Below are 16,224 nucleotides of genomic sequence, written 5' to 3' on the forward strand. Positions count from 1 at the left end.
TGAGCCGCCACCGGCCACGCTGACCCGCCATCGCCTCGTCTTGCTCTGCACCCTGGCGATCGGCTTGCTGCTGTTCGTGTGGCAGCTCGGCAGCACGGGGCTAGTGGATGAAACACCGCCGCTGTTCGCCGCCTCGGCGCGGGCGATGGCTGAAACGGGCGACTGGCTGATTCCCCGGGTCAACGGCCTGCCCCGCTACGACAAACCGCCGCTTTTGTATTGGCTGATGGGGGCCATCTATGCCCTGCCGGGGCAGCAGGCCTGGAACCCCCTGGGCACCTGGGCGGCGCGCCTGCCCTCGGCCCTGGCCAGCGTGGCCCTGATGCTTGGTCTGGCCCACACGCTGCTGCGTTGGCCCCAGCGCTCCCGGGCCCCAGGGGCCACGGCGCTGGCGGCCGCCCTGGCCTACGGCCTTTCGCCCCTGGCGCTGGTGTGGGGCCGCATCTCTGTGAGTGATGCTCTACTGGCTGGGTGTCTGGGGTTCAGCCTGCTGCTGAGCTGGCGCTGCTACGCCGCAGGCGGGCGCCGTTGGTGGCAGGCCTGGCTGGTGCTGGGGCTGGCGGTGCTGGCCAAGGGGCCGGTGGCGGTGCTTTTGCTGGGGCTCACCCTCCTTTTATTTGGCTGGCTGCAGGCGGATCTGGGCGGGCTGTGGGCGCGGCTGCGGCCCCTGCCTGGACTGGCACTCACCGCCCTGGTGGCGCTGCCCTGGTATGGCCTGGCGCTGCTGGTGGAGGGAGAACCGTTCTGGCAGAGCTTTTTTGGCTATCACAATCTTCAGCGCTTCACCGCGGTGGTGAACAACCACCAGGCTCCCTGGTGGTTCTTCGTGCCCGTGCTGGTGATCGCCAGCTTGCCGGTCACGCCCTTGCTGCTGCTGGGGCTGGCCCAGGGCCTGGGGCGCCTGCGCTGGCGCTGGCTGCCTGCCGAGCCGCTGGCGCCCGAGCTCTCCCTGCAGCGTTTCGCCGCCTGCTGGCTGCTGGCGGTGTTCCTGTTTTTCACTGCGGCCGCCACCAAGCTGCCCAGCTACTGGCTGCCAGCCACACCGGCGGCGGGCCTACTTGTTGCCCTGGCGGCTCAGCGGGGCCGGCGCTGGGCCTGGGGGCTGAGCCTGCTGCTCACGGCGGTGGTGGCCGGGGGCTTCGCGGCAGGACCCCTTTGGCTGCCGCTGATTGAGGCCCCCGAGATGCCCAGCCTGGTGGCTGAGCTGTTGGCGGCGCCCTGGGTGCCCCTGGCCGCTGCCTTCTGGGCCCTAGCCCTGCTGCTGGGGGCCTGGGCAGGCTGGCGCAAGGACGCTCTGTCGGGCTTGCTGGCCCTGCAGCTGCCGCTGGCAGCTTTTGTGCCGGCCGTGTTGCTGCCGCTGGTGGAGTTGGGGGATCGGCTGCGGGCCGCCCCGGTGCGGGAGCTCGCGGCTGAGGCCCGCTCCGCCCGCCGGCCCAGCGAGCCGCTGGCGATGCTCGGCATGCTCAAACCCTCGCTGCATTACTACAGCCGCCGGGTGGTGATCTTCGAGGGTAATGAGCCCCAGCATCTGTTGAACCTGGCCGATCGCCTCCGGCATGAGAGCCGCCCAGGTCAACCCGCCAGCACGTCGGCGCAGCAGCCAAGTGTGTTGGTGGTGATTGATTCCGGCACCGCCGCCCAGCCCCACTGGCAGGGACTTAAACCCCAGCTATTGAGTCGCCGCGGTATCTATGCCCTCTGGCGCCTGGAGCGCAGTCGCCTGGAGCAGCGGGCGGCCCAGCTGCAGCGGCAGGGGGTGGCCGCCGACTGGCAGCTGCAGCGCCCCGAGCGCTACTGAGGCTGCGCGCCTTCTAAAGACTGGGTCAGCTGCTTTTGCCGGCAGAAACTGCAATGGCCCCAACGGGCCATCTCACCGGCGGGGGCCGGGCTGGTGCAGCGGGGACAGCTAGCCATGCCGTGGACGTCCACCCGGCTGGGATGGACGCTCCACACTTCTTCCTCCTGCTGGCGACCGGGGGCTACGGCGGCGCTGGGGTGGTGCTGCTCCAGGCGTATGTCGCGCACGGTGAAGCCGTTGGCGCGTAGGGCCCCCAGCAGTTGGTGGCGGTTGTATTGGAGCGCCTGCAGCCAAGGGCCAGGGGCGGCGCCCACGGTGAGCAGGCCGCTGTGCAGCCGCAGGGGCCGGCAGTGGGGTGCCAGCTGGGCTCCGGCGATGCGGGGCCAGGCCTGCCATAGGGCTGCCAGGTGGCCGCCCTGCTGCCAGCTTTGCTCCAATTCCCGCAGGCAACTGGCCAGGGCGCTGGCGGGCTGCCGGGGTGGCGGCATCAGCAGGCTCAGATTGCCGAGTTGGCGGGTTTGCTGTCGGGGGGCCTTGGCCATGGCTTGACCCTATCGGCGGTGCGGCAATCCCGCTGGTGAATCAAGCCAAACCCTGGCTAACCTCAAGCCTTGCCCCTGCAGCCTCCGATGGGCTTCTTCGACCGCCTCAGCCGCCTGATCCGCGCCAACGCCAATGCGGCGGTAGGCGCGATGGAGGACCCTTCCAAGATTTTGGATCAATCGGTGGCCGACATGCAGTCGGACCTGATCAAGCTTCGCCAGGCGGTGGCTACTGCTATCGCAAGCCAAAAGCGCATCCAGAACCAGGCCGAGCAGGCCGATTCCCAGGCTAAAACGTGGTACGAGCGCGCTGAACTGGCCCTCAAGAAGGGTGAGGAAGACCTGGCCCGCGAAGCCCTAGGGCGCCGCAAAACCTGCCAGGACACCGCCACTGCCCTCAACACCCAGCTGCAGAGCCAGGCGGGTCAGGTGGACCAGCTCAAAAAGAGCTTGGTGTCACTTGAGAGCAGGATCGCCGAGGCCAAAACCAAAAAGGACATGCTCAAGGCCCGGGCCCAGGCGGCCCAGGCTCAGGAGCAGCTGCAGAGCGCCGTGGGCAGCCTTGGCACCAACAGCTCCATGGCGGCCTTTGAGCGCATGGAGGAAAAAGTGCAGACCCTGGAGGCTCGCAGCCAAGCCGCCGCTGAGCTGGCTGGAGCAGATCTGGAGAGTCAGTTTGCGGCCCTTGAAGGGGCCCCCGAGGTTGACGATGAATTGGCGGCTTTGAAAAATCGCCTCGCCGGTGGCACTCCGGTATCCCTGCCCCTGGGAAGCTCAGCTGCTCCCCAGCTCGAACCGGTAAAGGTGAGCGAGGTAGACCCGGAGCTCGAGGAGCTCAAGCGTTCGATCGACAAACTCTGAGAGGCTTGGCAGTTCGTCTCCGGCCGGCTGCCCCGCTTAATACAATCGCCGTACGCATACGTTTTTAAAGGCTGCTGTCGTGTCTGTCGCTCATCTCACCGATGCCAATTTCCAAGCTGAGGTGACCGATTGTTCTACGCCCGTGCTGGTGGATGTGTGGGCCGAATGGTGCGGTCCCTGCCGGCTGATGGCTCCAATGATGGAGTGGATGGCTGCTGAATATGCGGGTCGCCTGGTGGTGGGCAAGCTCGAGGCAGACGCCAACCCAGTGATTCGCGATGGCTTGCAGATCCAGGGACTGCCCGCCCTGATCTTGTTCCGAGATGGCAAGGAACTGGCACGCCACGAGGGTGCCATGGCAAAACCGCAGCTACAGGCTTTTGTGGATGCCCATATCTGAGCGCCTGTCGCGTCTTGGCAGCGGCGTTTTCGCCCGCAATGACCAGCGCAAATCGGCCTACGCATCTCGTGCCGCCAGCCGGGGTCTATCCCCACTCCTCGATCTCTCACTCGGCTCCACGGATCTGCAACCCCCCGAGGCGGCCATCGAGGCGATCGCTGCCCAGCTTGGTCAGCCCGCCAGCGCCTCCTACTGCCTTCACGCAGCGACCCTGCCCTTTCGCTCGGCAGTGGCCGATTGGGCCCAGCGTCGCTTTGGGGTGAAGGTGGATCCGGAGACGGAGGTGCTTTTGCTGGTGGGTTCCCAGGAGGGCACGGCCCACCTGCCCCTGGCGGTGCTTAACCCGGGTGATCGGGCCCTGCTGCTCGACCCCTGCTACCCGTCCCACCTGGGTGGTTTGCACCTGGCTTCCGCTGAGCCGGTGTTGTTGCCGCTCGATCCCGAGGCGGGCTGGCGACCGGATTTTGATGCCCTCAGCCCAGAGCAGTGGGACGACTTGAAGTTGATGGTGCTCGGCTACCCCCACAACCCCACTGCCACTACGGGCCAGCAGGTCTGGCTGGATGAAGCGGCGGAAAGGGCCTTTCGCCATGGGCTGGTGCTGGCCCACGACAACCCTTACGTGGATCTGGCCCTCGATGGCGAGGCGCCGGCCCTGTTGCGAGCACCCCATTGGCGCGACTGCGGGATTGAGTTTTTCTCCTTTTCCAAGGGCTGGTGTTTGGGGGGCTACCGGCTGGCTTTCGCCATCGGTGCCGAGTGGTTGATCAGCGCCTTGCGCCAGCTCAAGGGGGTGGTGGATTTCAATCAGTCCCTTGCCCTACAGGCCGGGGCAATTGCGGCCCTTGAGCAGGCTCCGCATTGGCCTGGTCAGTTGCGGCAGGAATATCGGCAGCGACGCGATCGCATGGCTGATGCCCTTGAGGCGGTGGGCTGGCCGGTGCGGCGGCCCTCAATGGCGCTCTATTTGTGGTTGGAGTTGCCGCCCCAGGCGCGTGAGCGCAGCTGGGGCAGCGAAGATTTTTGTGCAGCACTGCTCGAGGCCACCGGTGTGGCCCTGACGCCTGGCAATGGCTTTGGCCCCGGAGGCGAGGGCTGGCTGCGCCTTGCCCTGGTGCATCCGGTGGCTGACCTCGAGGCTGGTGCGGCCCGCATCGGTGCCTGGCTGGCCACCCTTTGAGCTGGCAGTTGCGCCGCCTGCCGGTGTGTGCCAGCACCGAGATCGAACTTGATCGCTGGCTGGAGCGACGCCAGGCCTCAGGCTTGTCGTTGCAGCGGCTGGCGGTAACAGCTCGGCGCCAGCGTTTTGGCCACGGTCAGCAGGGGCGGCCCTGGTTGTCGCCGGCGGGCGGGATCTGGCTAAGTGCGGCCATTCCTTGGGCTGGGGCTTTGCCTGGAACGGCCTCCCTGGGCCTTGCGGTAGCGGTGGGGCTGGCCCAGCAGCTCGAGGCCCTGGGGCTTGCGGTGCAACTCAAGTGGCCCAACGATCTGCTCGTGGGGGATCGCAAAATTGCGGGGTTGCTGCCCCGGATGCGCTTGCGGGGCCAGCGGATCCGCGCGGCCCAGGTTGGGGTTGGTCTCAATGGTTGCAACCGGGTGCCGCCTGGAGCCCTGTCGGTGGCAGAGGCCCTCGGCTGCCGCCAGGGCCACCCCCTGGCGCGGCCAGAGCGCTTGTTGCCCAGGGTGCTTGCCGGCCTGGAATGGGCTGCGGCTCATGCCCAGCAGCCTTGCCAGGTGCGCGCTGCCGCCGAGGCCCGGCTGTGGCGCCCTGGGGCGGGCTGGTTGCACGACGGCGAGCTTTGGCAGGTGCTGGGTCTGCATGCCGATGGCCGCCTGCGCCTCGGCCGGCAGGGGCGGGAGCTGGCTCTCCAGCGCTACTTCTGAGGCCGTTCCTTCGGCAAGGGCGCGGTTAGGCCGGATTTTTACAATGGCTCCTATGCGCGATCGCCAGCCACCGGGGCAAGCCCCCCTAAATCCTGCTGCCCCAATCCGCCGGCGCCGGGGCCGGGCCCTGTTGGCGATGCTGCCCCTTATGGCAGCCCCCCTGCTGGGAGTGGGCCTGGCCTGGGGGCAAGACCAGCTCAGTCCTGGCCTTGCCCCTTCGCCTGCTGCGGCTGGAGCCAACCCCCAGCAGGCAATCGAGATGCCGCCAGCGCTACGGCCCGTGCCCCTGGCCCAGCCGCTGCGTCCCGATCCGGCTGCCCTGCCGAGCCGGCCGCCGGCCCGTTTTGATGCCTCCCTCGATGAGCTGGTGCGTGATGGGGTGGTTAGTCCGGTGGAGCGGGCCCGGATTCGTTCGGGCTCCGGCACGACCCCCTTCAACGTGCCTGCCCACCAGCAGGCCTGTCGCAGCGGCGCCCTTTCCCAGCAGGAGTGCAGCAGGGGCTTGGTGGTGCGCTGGCGCGGCCGTACTAACAACGGCGTAAGTGGCGGAGTAGCGGGCGCTGAATCTTTAGGCCGCTATGACGGCGAAGGTCGCTTGCTGCCGCCGCTCACGGTGCCGGTTTCGGCCCTGCTGGCTGGCGCTGGCGGTAGCTTTCGCCTTGCCGATGTCTTTGGGGTCACGCCCCGCCCGGCTCCGATCGGTGGCAACGGCAACCGCAAGTTGCTGTTTCCTCTTATTGGTTCGGCGGTCATCAGCAGCAACTTCGGCTACCGGCTGCACCCGATCCTGGGCAGCTGGCTGATGCACGCGGGCCGCGATCTGGCTGCTCCAGAGGGCACGCCAGTGGTTTCAGCCCTGGGCGGCCTGGTGGTGAGCAGTGGCCTGGCGGGTGGCTATGGCCTGGCGGTTGAGGTCGAACACGACCGGCCGCGGCGCCGCACCCTCTACGGCCATCTCAGCGAGCTCTACGTCAAGGAGGGTGATCGGGTGCGCCAGGGCGAGGTAATCGGCCGGGTCGGCAGCACGGGCTTGAGCAGCGGACCCCATTTGCACTTCGAGTTGCGGCTGCCCGGCGACGGCGGCTGGGTGGCGGTTGATCCTGGTGATCTAGACCCGGGCAAGGGGGCCGCCGGCAGCGATGCCATCGCCCTGTTGATGGGGCAGCTATTGGAGAGATTGGAGCGGCCACGCACTATCAGCTGATGATCCGTCAGCTGAGGATCCGTCAGCCCAGAATCCGGCCGTCGCGGAAGTGCACGATCTTCTCGGCCCTGGCAGCTACGTCGTCTTCGTGGGTAACCATCACCACGGTCATGCCGCCGCGATGCAGGGCATCGAAGATGTCGAGTACTTCGGCGGTGGTTTGGGAATCCAGGGCCCCGGTCGGCTCGTCGGCCAGCAGCAGGGCGGGCTTGTTGATGATCGCCCTGGCTATGGCTACCCGTTGCTGCTGGCCGCCCGAGAGCTGATTGGGCTTGTTATTTAGCCGCTGACCCAGCCCCACCCGCTCGAGGGCCGCTTGGGCCCGTTGGCGCCGCTCAGCCGCAGGCACCCCCGCGTAAACCATCGGCAGGATCACATTGTCGAGGGCGCTCAACTGGGGTAGCAGATGGAACTGCTGAAACACAAAGCCCAGGTCGCGGTTGCGCAAATCAGCGAGCTGGTCATCGCTGAGGTCTTCCACCGGGGTGTTGTTGAGCCGGTAGCTGCCACTGGACGGGCGGTCGAGGCAGCCGAGAATATTCATGGCCGTGCTTTTGCCGGAGCCGGACGCTCCCATTACTGCTAAGTAATCCCCTCTATTGACGGTGAGATCCACACCATCGAGGGCCTTAACGGCCATCTCGCCGCTGCCATAAACCTTGTCTACGCCCTGAAGTTGGGCAACAGGATCCCCCATCAAATCCCTGCCCTGTTCTTAACAAATGACCCGTGTTCAACCAATGGCCTGAACAAGCATCGGCGTGCCGGTAACAGCCTGGCTGGCCCAGGTGAACAGGGGGTTGGAGAGAATGCCACCCACGGCGGTGACAATCACGCAGCCCACCAGGGCGGTGCGCAGGGCGGGCAGGCCAGCCACAGACCAATTGATGGCAGGGTAGGCCTTCACCACATCTGAGGCTTCCTGGGGTTCTTTTACCACCATCATCTTGATCACTGAGATGTAGTAGTAGATCGATACCACCGAGGTGACCAGACCCACCACCACCAGCAGGTATTGGTGATCGGCCCAGCCGGCAAAAAATAAATAAATCTTGCCGAAGAAGCCCAGCATCGGCGGTATCCCACCTAGGGAAAGCAGGCAGAGACTTAAGCCCAGGGTGATCAGCGGATCCTTTTGATAAAGGCCGGCGTAATCAGCGATGCGGTCGGAGCCGGTGCGCAGCGAGAACAGGATGATGCAGGCGAAGGCGCCCAGATTCATGAACAGGTAGGCCGCCATGTAGAGCACCATCGCGGCGAAGCCGTCTTCGGTGCCGCACACCAGGCCGATCATCACGAAGCCGGCCTGGCCGATGGAGCTGTAGGCCAGCATCCGTTTCATTGAGGTTTGGGCCAGGGCCACCACGTTGCCCAGCACCATGCTGAGCACCGCAAGCACGGTGAAAAGCAGCTTCCACTGGGCATCAAAGCTCTCGAAGCAGCCCACCAGGATTCGCAGGGCCAGGGCAAAGCCTGCGGCCTTGGAGCCCACCGAAAGGAACGCCACCACCGGCGTTGGCGAGCCCTCGTAGACGTCGGGGGTCCACTGGTGGAAGGGCACCGCTGCGATCTTGAAGGCCACCGTGGCCAGCACGAAAACCAGGGCCAGGGCTGTAACGGGCGAGGCGCTGGTGCGCAGGGCCAGGGCTACGGCATCAAGGCCGGTGGCACCACCGGTTAGGCCGTAAAGCAGGGAAGCGCCGTAGAGAAATACAGCCGCGGCGGCCGAACCCACCAGCAAATATTTCAGTGCCGCCTCGGAGCTGCGGGCATCCCTCTTCATGTAGCCGGCCAGCAAGTAGCTAGATACAGAGAGGGTTTCCAGCGACACGAAAATTGTCACTAGATCGGTGGCGCCACATAGGAACATGGCGCCGAGGGTGGCAGCCAGCAGAATGCCGGCGAATTCCCCCACCGGCGTGCCGCTCTGCTCCACGTAGCGCCAGCTGAGCAGCAGTGAAATCAATGTGGAGGCCGCCACCACGGCTCGAAAGGCAATCGCCAGGTTGTCCGCCAGGAAGGAGCCCACGAAGGCGGGCTGCAGGTCTGGGGTGTTCCACTGCAGGGCAAGCAGCACTAGGGCGCTGCCCAGGCCGGCATAACAAATCGGTGGAACCCAGCGGCTGGCCGCCTTTTCGCCAGCGAGATCCACCAGCAGGCATGTAAGCAGTGCGATCAGCACCGCCGCCTCCGGGGCGATGGCGCCAGCATTGAGCTGGAGATTTAAGCCTCCCGTTCCGGCACCACTGCCGATCGCATCGGCCACGGAGGAGAGGGCGCCCAGCAGGAACATCAGCGAGGGGACCGCGAGGTGGGAGCTGTGATGGGGTGACTGTAGCTGCGCCTGGCTGTCAACTTGGGCCCGCCGATGCGATAAAGAGGGAAGCGTTAAGGCGCGTGCCTGTGGGTCACACCCTGGTCATTGTTGAAAGTCCGACGAAGGCCCGCACGATCCGGGCTTTTCTTCCCAAGGATTTCAAGGTGGAAGCGTCGATGGGGCACGTCCGCGACTTGCCCAATAACGCCAGCGAGATACCTGCGGCGCATAAGGGAGAGAAGTGGGCAAATCTGGGAGTGAACACCGCCGCCAACTTCGAGCCGCTGTATGTGGTGCCGAAGGACAAGAAGAAGGTGGTGAAGGAGCTGAAGGATGCTCTTAAGGGTGCGGACCAGCTGCTTCTGGCGACTGACGAAGACCGTGAGGGTGAATCGATCAGCTGGCACCTGCTGCAGCTGCTGAGCCCGAAGGTGCCTGTGAAGCGGATGGTGTTTCACGAGATCACGAAAGAGGCGATCAGCCGTGCTCTGGAGGACACCCGCGAGCTGGATATGGAGCTGGTGCATGCGCAGGAAACGCGTCGGATCCTCGATCGGCTGGTGGGTTACACCCTTTCGCCACTGCTGTGGAAAAAGGTGGCGTGGGGTTTGAGCGCCGGCCGGGTTCAGTCGGTGGCAGTGCGCTTGCTGGTGCAGCGCGAGCGTGCGCGGCGTGCTTTCCGCAGCGGCAGCTACTGGGACCTCAAGGCCCGTCTGGAGCAGGGAGAAGGTGTGTTTGAGGCCAAGCTCAGCCATTTGCAAGGTGAGCGGATCGCGGGAGGCTCCGACTTCGATGAGAGCACCGGCGGCCTGAAGGACGGCAGCAAGGTGAGGCTGCTGAGCGAGGGGGAGGCGCGGCAGCTCCAGGTCCAGGTGCAGGCCAACCCCTGGAAGGTGGGCTCTGTAGAGGAGAAGGCCACGGTGCGAAAGCCAGTGCCGCCATTCACCACCAGCACGCTGCAGCAGGAGTCCAACCGCAAGCTGCGGCTTTCGGCGCGGGAAACCATGCGCACGGCCCAGGGTCTCTACGAGCGCGGTTTCATCACTTACATGCGCACCGACTCGGTGCACCTCAGCGAGCAGGCGATCAACGCGGCGCGTAGCTGCGTCAGTGAGAAGTACGGGAAGGACTACCTCAGCCCCAGCCCGCGCCAGTTTTCCACCAAGTCCCGCAACGCGCAGGAGGCGCACGAGGCGATTCGTCCAGCGGGAGAGGCGTTCCGCACGCCAAACGGCACAGGTTTAGATGGCAAGGATCTGGCCCTCTATGAGCTGATCTGGAAGCGCACGGTGGCCAGCCAGATGGCTGATGCCCGCCTGACGATGCTCGCGGTGGAACTGGAGGCTGATGGCGGGGCCCTGGGCCCAGCCCAGTTCCGTGCGTCGGGTAAGCGCATCGACTTCGCTGGTTTTTTTCGCGCCTACGTGGAGGGCAGCGACGATCCCGACGCGGCGCTTGAAGGACAGGAGCTGCTGCTGCCGGCCCTGAAGGTGGGCGACAGCCCTGACTGCAAGTCGGTGGAGGCGCTCGGCCACCAAACCCAGCCCCCCGCTCGCTATAGCGAGGCGGCCCTGGTGAAGATGCTTGAGAAGGAGGGCATCGGCCGGCCTTCCACCTATGCCTCGATCATCGGCACGATCGTGGATCGCGGGTACGCGACGCTCGCCAATAACTCCCTCACGCCGAGTTTCACGGCTTTTGCCGTGACGGCCCTGCTGGAGGAGCACTTCCCGGATCTGGTGGATACCAGTTTCACGGCCCGGATGGAGAACACCCTCGATGAGATATCCCACGGTCAGGTGCAGTGGCTGCCTTACCTGGAGAGCTTTTTTAAGGGAGAAAAGGGCCTAGAAACCCAGGTGCAGCAGCGGGAGGGCGATATCGACCCCGGTGTGTCCCGGACCGTTGAGCTGGAGGGGCTGCCGTGCGTGGTGCGCATCGGCCGTTTTGGTGCCTACCTGGAAACGAAGCGCGTCGCTGAAGACGGCAGCGAGGAGCTGCTCAAGGCCACGCTGCCTCAGGAGATCACCCCTGCCGATCTCGATGGCGAAAAGGCGGAGTTGATCCTGAGGCAAAAGGCGGATGGTCCTGAGTCTCTTGGTGATGACCCGGAAAGCGGAGAGCAGGTGTACTTGCTGTTTGGCCAGTACGGGCCGTATGTGCAGCGGGGCCAGGTGAGTGACGAGAACCCGAAACCGAAGCGAGCATCACTGCCCAAGGGCGCCAAGCCCGAGGATCTGACGCTGGAGGATGCCATTGCCCTGCTGCGTCTACCGCGCCAACTTGGCGACCACCCGGAGGGTGGTCGGGTGGAGGCGGGTCTTGGTCGCTTTGGCCCCTATGTGGTGCACCACAAGGGGAAGGGTGAGAAGGACTACCGATCTCTTAAGGCAGAGGACGACGTACTGGTGGTTGGCCTTGAGCGAGCGGTGGAGTTGTTCGCCATGCCCAAGAAGGGTCGCGGGGGCCGCACGGCCCTCAAGGAGATCGGAGTTCCGGAGGGAGCGGAGGAGGCGATCCAACTGTTTGATGGTCCCTATGGGCTGTATGTAAAGCAGGGCAAGGTGAATGCTTCTTTGCCGGAGGGCACGACGGCCGACACGATCACGCTGGAGCAGGCGGTTGAGCTGCTGGCCGCAAAGGCAGCTAGTGGCAAAGCTGCGGGGAGGAAGCCTGGAGCGAAAAAGCCAGCAGCGAAAAAACCAGCAGCAAAGGCTCCTGCAGCTAAGGATCCTGCGGCAAAGAAAGCCCCCGCTACGACTAAGACCGGCCGTCTGCGGGCCAGTGCGGTGCGTGTGATCAGGGCGGCGGACAGCTGATGGCAGGCGCCGGCCGCACCTTTGGGTCGCTGCTTTGCGCTCTAGCGCTGGCTGGCTGCAGTGGCACCCGCTTCGGCGACCAGCTGGCCCGCAGCTTCTCAGCGCCCCCGGCCCAGCCCGCTCAGCCGGTCTCTCCTGCCCCTAATCCAGCGACCGCCACTCCCGCCTCAAAAGCTGCTGCCCCACCTACTGCTGCCGCCACTGCTGCCTCCCCCAAAAAGCCTGAGCCCAAGCCCGTGGAAGCCAAGGCGGCAGCCGTCAATCGCAGTAAGCCAGCCCCCTATCGCATCACGATCCAGCTGCCCTCCGCCGATCCCGCTGCCCCGGCTGAAGCGGTCACAGAAGCCTTGCGGGCGGCGGGGGTCAGTTTTGAGGTGGAGATGATTGAGCGGGTCGGAGCTGCTGCCATGCCGGCGGCTGCCCCCACGGTCACACCGGCGCCGGCACCGCGCTGATGTCGTCCCGGCGCCAACTCAACCGCGGCCAGGCCCGCCAGTTGATGGATACGGCCTATCTCGCCGCCGCCACCGCCCTGCTGTGGGTGGCGCTCTACTACCTGCCGGTGGGCAGCCCCCTGTTTCGGCTGGCCCTGCCCCTGCCCCTGGCCCTGTTGCAGTTGCGTCATGGCTGGCGCTGTGCCGTGGAGGGACTGGTTGTGACCGCCCTATTGCTGGTCGCCCTGATGGGTCCGATCCGGGGGCCGTTGGTGGTTTTCCCCTATGGCTTGCTGGCGCTGTGGCTGGGCTGGTGCTGGCGGGCCAGGGCCGGTTGGCGTTCCAGTTGGTGGCTGAGCTGGGGCGTTGGCAGCCTGATAAGTGCAGCTGGCTTCCTGGTGAGGGTGGCGGTGCTCTCGGTTTTGGTGGGCGAGAACCTTTGGGTGCTGATCACCACTGCGGCTGCTGGTTTATTGGAGAAGTTGGCTGGCTGGCTGGGCCTGGCGGCATCGATCGAGCTGGCCCAGGTGCAGCTGGCTGCGCTGGCGTTGGTGTGGGTGCAGAACGTGATCGTGGTGCTAGCCCTGCATGCGGTGGCCTACTGGATCTTTCCGCGCCTGCATTCCCCCATCCCAGAGCCCCCAGATTCCCTTCGGGCCCTGGTGGCCCTTGACCCCCTCTGATGCCACCCTCTAAGCGGCCTGATGGCCCCTGATTCCTGGACCCAGGCTCTGGAGCAGGGCTGGCACCGCAGCCGCACTCTGCTGCTGCTCGCCGCCACCGATACGGCTGCGGTGCCTGGGATTTCCGCTGCCGGGGCATCGCCCCAGTCCCGGCTGGGCACGGCGGCCGCCGATGCCGAATTGCTGCTGCTGGGCCCCGGTGGTCGCCGCTGCCATGCCCTGCCGCCCCTGCCGGCGGGGGTCAGCCCGGCCCTGATCAGCCACGTGGTGTTGAGTCAGCTGGGGCTGTTGGAGCGCACCCGGGTGCTCGATCTGGGCTGTGCGATTGCGGCGGCGGTGCCGCACCTGCGCCTGCCGGGGCTGGAGAGTGCCGGCCCGGCCCGCTGCCTCAGCACGGGCCAGGCCCTTGCCCCAGCCAGGGTGGCGGCCCTGGTGCAGCGCGGCAGCGCCTGGGGCAGGCGCTGGGATCCGGCCGAGCCGTTGCTGCTGGCCGAATGTGTGCCAGGAGGCACCACCACGGCCCTGGCGGTGCTCGAGGGCCTGGGGGTGGCAGCGGCGGGTTTAGTGAGCGGCAGCTTGCGCCAACCGGCCCATGGCCTGAAGGCGGCCCTCGTGGCTCAGGGTTTGGCTGCAGCGAGTTTTGAGGCGGCAGATCTGACGGGAGTTGCGCATCCCCCAGCATTTGCGGACCCCCTGAGCGTGTTGGCGGCGTTGGGGGATCCAATGCAGGCCTTCGCTGCTGGGCTGGTGGGGGCGGCGGCGGCCCGCGGTACGCCGGTGCTGCTGGCCGGTGGCAGCCAGATGGCGGCGGTGCTGGCCCTGGCCCTAGCCCTGGCTGAGCCAGGCCAGCGGCCAGCCCTGGCGGATCGTTTGGTGGTGGCCACCACCGCCTGGGTGGCCGAGGAAGCTGGCAGCAACCTGGCCCTGCTGCTGGAGCGCATAGGTGCCCGCTGGCAGGTGCGGCCGAGGCTGGAGGTGGCGGCCCTGCGCTTCCATGGCTGCAGCAGCGCCGCCCTACGCGACTACGAGCGCGGCTACGTCAAGGAGGGGGTGGGGGCCGGCGGCCTGGCCCTGCTCTGGCAGCTGGCGGGCCGGCAGCCAGGGGCCCTGGCTGAGGCCTGCGACGCAGCCTGCCGGCTGGAGCTCGGTGCCTAGGGTCGCTGCCATGGCATTCACTCCCGCTGTGCTCTCCCGTCGCCGGCTGCTGCAGCTAGGGGTGGGAGCTGGCGCTGGCCTGCTGGCCGCCTGCCGCTCCGCCCCTGGCCCCGAGCTGCTGCTGGCAGAAGCAGACCTGCCAGCCGCCTGGCTGAAGCAACTGCCCGCCCCCTGGCGGACACGCCAAGTGGCTGATGCCGCTGCTATGCAAAAAGCCGTGCGTGAGCTGGGCCAACGGCCGGCCCCTGGCTTGGTTGCTCCTGGTTTGGTTGCCCTGAGTGACGGCTGGGCCAGTGGCCTGAGCCGGCAGCAACTTCAGTCCTTTGAGGCGCCGCGGCTGTGGGCTCGCCTGGCCGCCTTCAGTGCCCCGGTGGCTCGTCTTTATGCTCCGCCAGCTGCTGGGCAGCTGGCCTTCCCCTGGGCCTACAGCCCCTGGGTGATCGCCCTGCGCAGCCGCCCCGACCTGGCCGCCCGTCGCCAGGAGGGCTGGCAGTTGCTGCTTGATCCCAGCCTGCGTGGCCGGTTGGTGTTGCCCTCCAGCCCTCGCATCAGCCTGGAGATCATGGGCGGCGATTTTGAGCGGCTGGAGCGGTTGCGGGCCCAGGCCCTCGCCTACGACGACCGTGACGGCCTCAACCTGCTGCTCAGCGGTGATGCAGAGGCGGCGGTGCTGCCCCTGCAGCGCCTGATTCCCCTGCTGCGCCGCGACCAGCGCCTGGCGGTGATCTGGCCCGACAGCGGCGCGCCCCTCAGCTGGCAACTGCTGCTGCGACCTGTCGGTGCTGCACCGTCAGCGCCACCACCACTGGAGTGGCTCGGTGCAGTGCTGGAGCAGCCCCTGCTGGAGCAACTGCTGGCCCGCGGCTGGGTGCCGCCCCTGCCCCAGGCCGATCTGGCGCCGGTGGCTCGGCGCTTTCCCGAGTCGATAGCAGCCCTGCTGCTGCCGGGAGATGGCCTGCTGCAGCGCTGTTGGAGCCTGCCACCCCTTTCCGTGCCCCAGCAGCTGGCCCAGCAGAACCTCTGGGATGCGGCCGCCCCCAGGCCCTAGCCCCAAAGGCGGCGGCGGGGGGCGGCGCTCAGGCGCCGGTGGGTGTCGGCTAGCAGCTCGGGGATGGGTAGCTCGTGGGGGCAGCGGGGCAGGCAGGCGCCGCAGGCGCGGCAGGCCTCGGCGTTGAGCTCCTCCCACCAGTGGCCGGCACGGCCGATCAGGTTGTAGCGCTCCTGGGCAAAGGCCTCCATGCCGTGGCCCACGGCCAGGTTGCGCAGGCGCAGGAGTTCGGGGATCGGCACGCCGTTGGGGCAGGGCAAGCAGGCGCGGCACTGGCCGCAGCGCTCCGCCCCCAGGCGCTCGCGGCCGGCGACGTCCAGGCGCTGCAGGGCTGAGAGTTGCGCGGCACTCAGCCAGGGCGAGGGCCCGCCGATGGCAGCGGCCCAGGCCAGGTCTTCCGGCTGCTCAGCCCCCAGGCTCAAGGTGGAGATACCCTGATCGAGCAGGAAGCGATAGGCCAGCTCCAGGGGGTGAAACGGGGCGCAGTCGGCGAGCAGCTCCGCTGGTGGGTCGTAGAGGCGACCGCCCTTGTCGGCAGGGGAGATGGCAAGCACGCCGATTCCCTGGGACAGGGCGGCGCGGGCGATGGGCAGGAGGGTCTGGTCAAACAGGTGCACATGCAGGCTGCAGAACGTGAAGCTCCCCGAGCTCAGGGCGGCTTCGATCAGCTCGGGCGTGCCGTGGCTGCTGAAGCCCACCTGGCCCACCAGTCCTTCGTCTTTGGCCCAGGTCAGCAGGTCGGCGCCGGGCCCCTTAAGCGCCCACTCCAGGTGCTCGGGGCGGTTGAGGCCGTGTACGGCCAGGTTGGTGAGCTGGGCGACGCCAAGGCGCGCCAGGATTGAGCGCAATTGCCCCTGGCCGGTGGCCAGGTCGGGGCCGGGCAGCAGTTTGCTGGTGATGCGCCAGCCGTCTGAGGGGCCCAGGTTGTCCCGTTGCAGGGCCGCCAGAGCTTGGCCCAGGAAGGTTTCGGCGGGCCCATAGGCAGGGGCTGTTTCCAGGTGGTTGATGCCGGCGGCCAGGGCGGCCCTAAGCACCGATTCCATTTGGGCGGGGCTGCCCAGGGCCCGCATCGTGCCCAA

The 16,224-nt window shown here is 66.9% G+C and carries 15 protein-coding genes; 11 read left to right on the plus strand and 4 right to left on the minus strand.

Features of this window, described 5'->3' with window-relative positions; all coding sequences use genetic code 11:
• Positions 1-19: 19 nt before the first annotated feature.
• Positions 20-1,798, plus strand: coding sequence for an ArnT family glycosyltransferase (locus KBY99_RS01285; protein ID WP_254996952.1), 1,779 nt, complete (start codon positions 20-22; stop codon positions 1,796-1,798).
• Here the strand turns inward: KBY99_RS01285 and KBY99_RS01290 are convergent.
• Entirely contained in the window at positions 1,792-2,340 is a 549-nt protein-coding gene (locus tag KBY99_RS01290) for a DUF721 domain-containing protein (protein WP_106501429.1), read from the minus strand. The genes KBY99_RS01285 and KBY99_RS01290 overlap by 7 nt on opposite strands.
• An 87-nt stretch (positions 2,341-2,427) precedes the next feature.
• Between KBY99_RS01290 and KBY99_RS01295 the strand changes: the two genes are divergently transcribed.
• The 5 genes from KBY99_RS01295 to KBY99_RS01315 all read left to right on the plus strand — a co-directional run bounded on the left by KBY99_RS01295 (position 2,428) and on the right by KBY99_RS01315 (position 6,689).
• Positions 2,428-3,201: a PspA/IM30 family protein gene (locus tag KBY99_RS01295; RefSeq protein ID WP_106501688.1), complete on the plus strand. Its 774-nt coding sequence runs from the start codon at positions 2,428-2,430 to the stop codon at positions 3,199-3,201.
• A gap of 79 nt (positions 3,202-3,280) precedes the next feature.
• Positions 3,281-3,601 (plus strand): thioredoxin family protein, encoded by a 321-nt coding sequence (locus KBY99_RS01300; RefSeq protein ID WP_254996837.1) that lies wholly within the window; start codon positions 3,281-3,283, stop codon positions 3,599-3,601.
• Positions 3,588-4,781, plus strand: a complete 1,194-nt coding sequence (locus KBY99_RS01305; protein ID WP_254996839.1) for an aminotransferase class I/II-fold pyridoxal phosphate-dependent enzyme — start codon at positions 3,588-3,590, stop codon at positions 4,779-4,781. Before KBY99_RS01300 ends, KBY99_RS01305 begins: the two co-directional genes overlap by 14 nt.
• Positions 4,778-5,485 (plus strand): biotin--[acetyl-CoA-carboxylase] ligase, encoded by a 708-nt coding sequence (locus KBY99_RS01310; RefSeq protein ID WP_254996841.1) that lies wholly within the window; start codon positions 4,778-4,780, stop codon positions 5,483-5,485. The genes KBY99_RS01305 and KBY99_RS01310 overlap by 4 nt, the downstream gene beginning before the upstream one ends.
• Positions 5,486-5,528: 43 nt before the next feature.
• Complete coding sequence (locus tag KBY99_RS01315; RefSeq protein WP_254996843.1) at positions 5,529-6,689, plus strand: peptidoglycan DD-metalloendopeptidase family protein; 1,161 nt, start codon at positions 5,529-5,531, stop codon at positions 6,687-6,689.
• Positions 6,690-6,711: 22 nt separating this feature from the next.
• Here the strand turns inward: KBY99_RS01315 and KBY99_RS01320 are convergent, their stop codons facing one another.
• Both KBY99_RS01320 and KBY99_RS01325 read right to left on the minus strand, forming a co-directional pair.
• Entirely contained in the window at positions 6,712-7,386 is a 675-nt protein-coding gene (locus tag KBY99_RS01320; RefSeq protein ID WP_254996845.1) for an ABC transporter ATP-binding protein, read from the minus strand.
• 36 nt (positions 7,387-7,422) lie between these two features.
• Positions 7,423-8,982: an NAD(P)H-quinone oxidoreductase subunit N gene (locus tag KBY99_RS01325; protein ID WP_106501433.1), complete on the minus strand. Its 1,560-nt coding sequence runs from the start codon at positions 8,980-8,982 to the stop codon at positions 7,423-7,425.
• Between the two features lie 110 nt (positions 8,983-9,092).
• Here KBY99_RS01325 and topA point away from each other — a divergent pair, with 110 nt between their 5' ends.
• Genes topA through KBY99_RS01350 form a run of 5 tightly spaced genes read left to right on the plus strand, consistent with a single transcriptional unit; the run spans position 9,093 to position 15,145 of the window.
• Positions 9,093-11,825, plus strand: a complete 2,733-nt coding sequence (topA, locus tag KBY99_RS01330) for a type I DNA topoisomerase (RefSeq protein WP_254996847.1) — start codon at positions 9,093-9,095, stop codon at positions 11,823-11,825.
• Entirely contained in the window at positions 11,825-12,280 is a 456-nt protein-coding gene (locus KBY99_RS01335; protein WP_254996849.1) for a hypothetical protein, read from the plus strand. The genes topA and KBY99_RS01335 overlap by 1 nt, the downstream gene beginning before the upstream one ends.
• Positions 12,280-12,942 (plus strand): DUF2232 domain-containing protein, encoded by a 663-nt coding sequence (locus KBY99_RS01340; protein WP_254960145.1) that lies wholly within the window; start codon positions 12,280-12,282, stop codon positions 12,940-12,942. The genes KBY99_RS01335 and KBY99_RS01340 overlap by 1 nt, the downstream gene beginning before the upstream one ends.
• Positions 12,943-12,963: 21 nt before the next feature.
• A complete protein-coding gene (locus KBY99_RS01345; RefSeq protein ID WP_254996850.1) occupies positions 12,964-14,097 on the plus strand; it encodes a nicotinate-nucleotide--dimethylbenzimidazole phosphoribosyltransferase in 1,134 nt (377 codons plus the stop codon).
• Positions 14,098-14,107: 10 nt separating this feature from the next.
• Positions 14,108-15,145, plus strand: a complete 1,038-nt coding sequence (locus KBY99_RS01350) for a twin-arginine translocation pathway signal (RefSeq protein WP_254996851.1) — start codon at positions 14,108-14,110, stop codon at positions 15,143-15,145.
• Here KBY99_RS01350 and KBY99_RS01355 read toward each other — a convergent pair.
• A complete protein-coding gene (locus KBY99_RS01355) occupies positions 15,142-16,215 on the minus strand; it encodes an aldo/keto reductase (RefSeq protein WP_254996953.1) in 1,074 nt (357 codons plus the stop codon). The two genes, KBY99_RS01350 and KBY99_RS01355, sit on opposite strands and share 4 nt — an antisense overlap.
• Positions 16,216-16,224: the final 9 nt, after the last annotated feature.

It is taken from the genome of Cyanobium sp. Maggiore-St4-Cus (assembly GCF_024345615.1).
GTDB classification, from domain to species: Bacteria; Cyanobacteriota; Cyanobacteriia; order PCC-6307; family Cyanobiaceae; genus Cyanobium_A; species Cyanobium_A usitatum.

Coding starts and splice junctions, on each gene's coding strand:
- KBY99_RS01305 (WP_254996839.1), top strand. CDS start 3,588: ATGCCCATATCTGAGCGCCTGTCGCGTCTTGGCAGCGGCGTTTTCGCC.
- KBY99_RS01320 (WP_254996845.1), bottom strand. CDS start 7,386: ATGGGGGATCCTGTTGCCCAACTTCAGGGCGTAGACAAGGTTTATGGC.
- KBY99_RS01335 (WP_254996849.1), top strand. CDS start 11,825: ATGGCAGGCGCCGGCCGCACCTTTGGGTCGCTGCTTTGCGCTCTAGCG.
- KBY99_RS01290 (WP_106501429.1), bottom strand. CDS start 2,340: ATGGCCAAGGCCCCCCGACAGCAAACCCGCCAACTCGGCAATCTGAGC.
- KBY99_RS01340 (WP_254960145.1), top strand. CDS start 12,280: ATGTCGTCCCGGCGCCAACTCAACCGCGGCCAGGCCCGCCAGTTGATG.
- KBY99_RS01345 (WP_254996850.1), top strand. CDS start 12,964: ATGGCCCCTGATTCCTGGACCCAGGCTCTGGAGCAGGGCTGGCACCGC.
- KBY99_RS01315 (WP_254996843.1), top strand. CDS start 5,529: ATGGCTCCTATGCGCGATCGCCAGCCACCGGGGCAAGCCCCCCTAAAT.
- KBY99_RS01325 (WP_106501433.1), bottom strand. CDS start 8,982: ATGTTCCTGCTGGGCGCCCTCTCCTCCGTGGCCGATGCGATCGGCAGT.
- KBY99_RS01295 (WP_106501688.1), top strand. CDS start 2,428: ATGGGCTTCTTCGACCGCCTCAGCCGCCTGATCCGCGCCAACGCCAAT.
- KBY99_RS01350 (WP_254996851.1), top strand. CDS start 14,108: ATGGCATTCACTCCCGCTGTGCTCTCCCGTCGCCGGCTGCTGCAGCTA.
- KBY99_RS01355 (WP_254996953.1), bottom strand. CDS start 16,215: ATGCGGGCCCTGGGCAGCCCCGCCCAAATGGAATCGGTGCTTAGGGCC.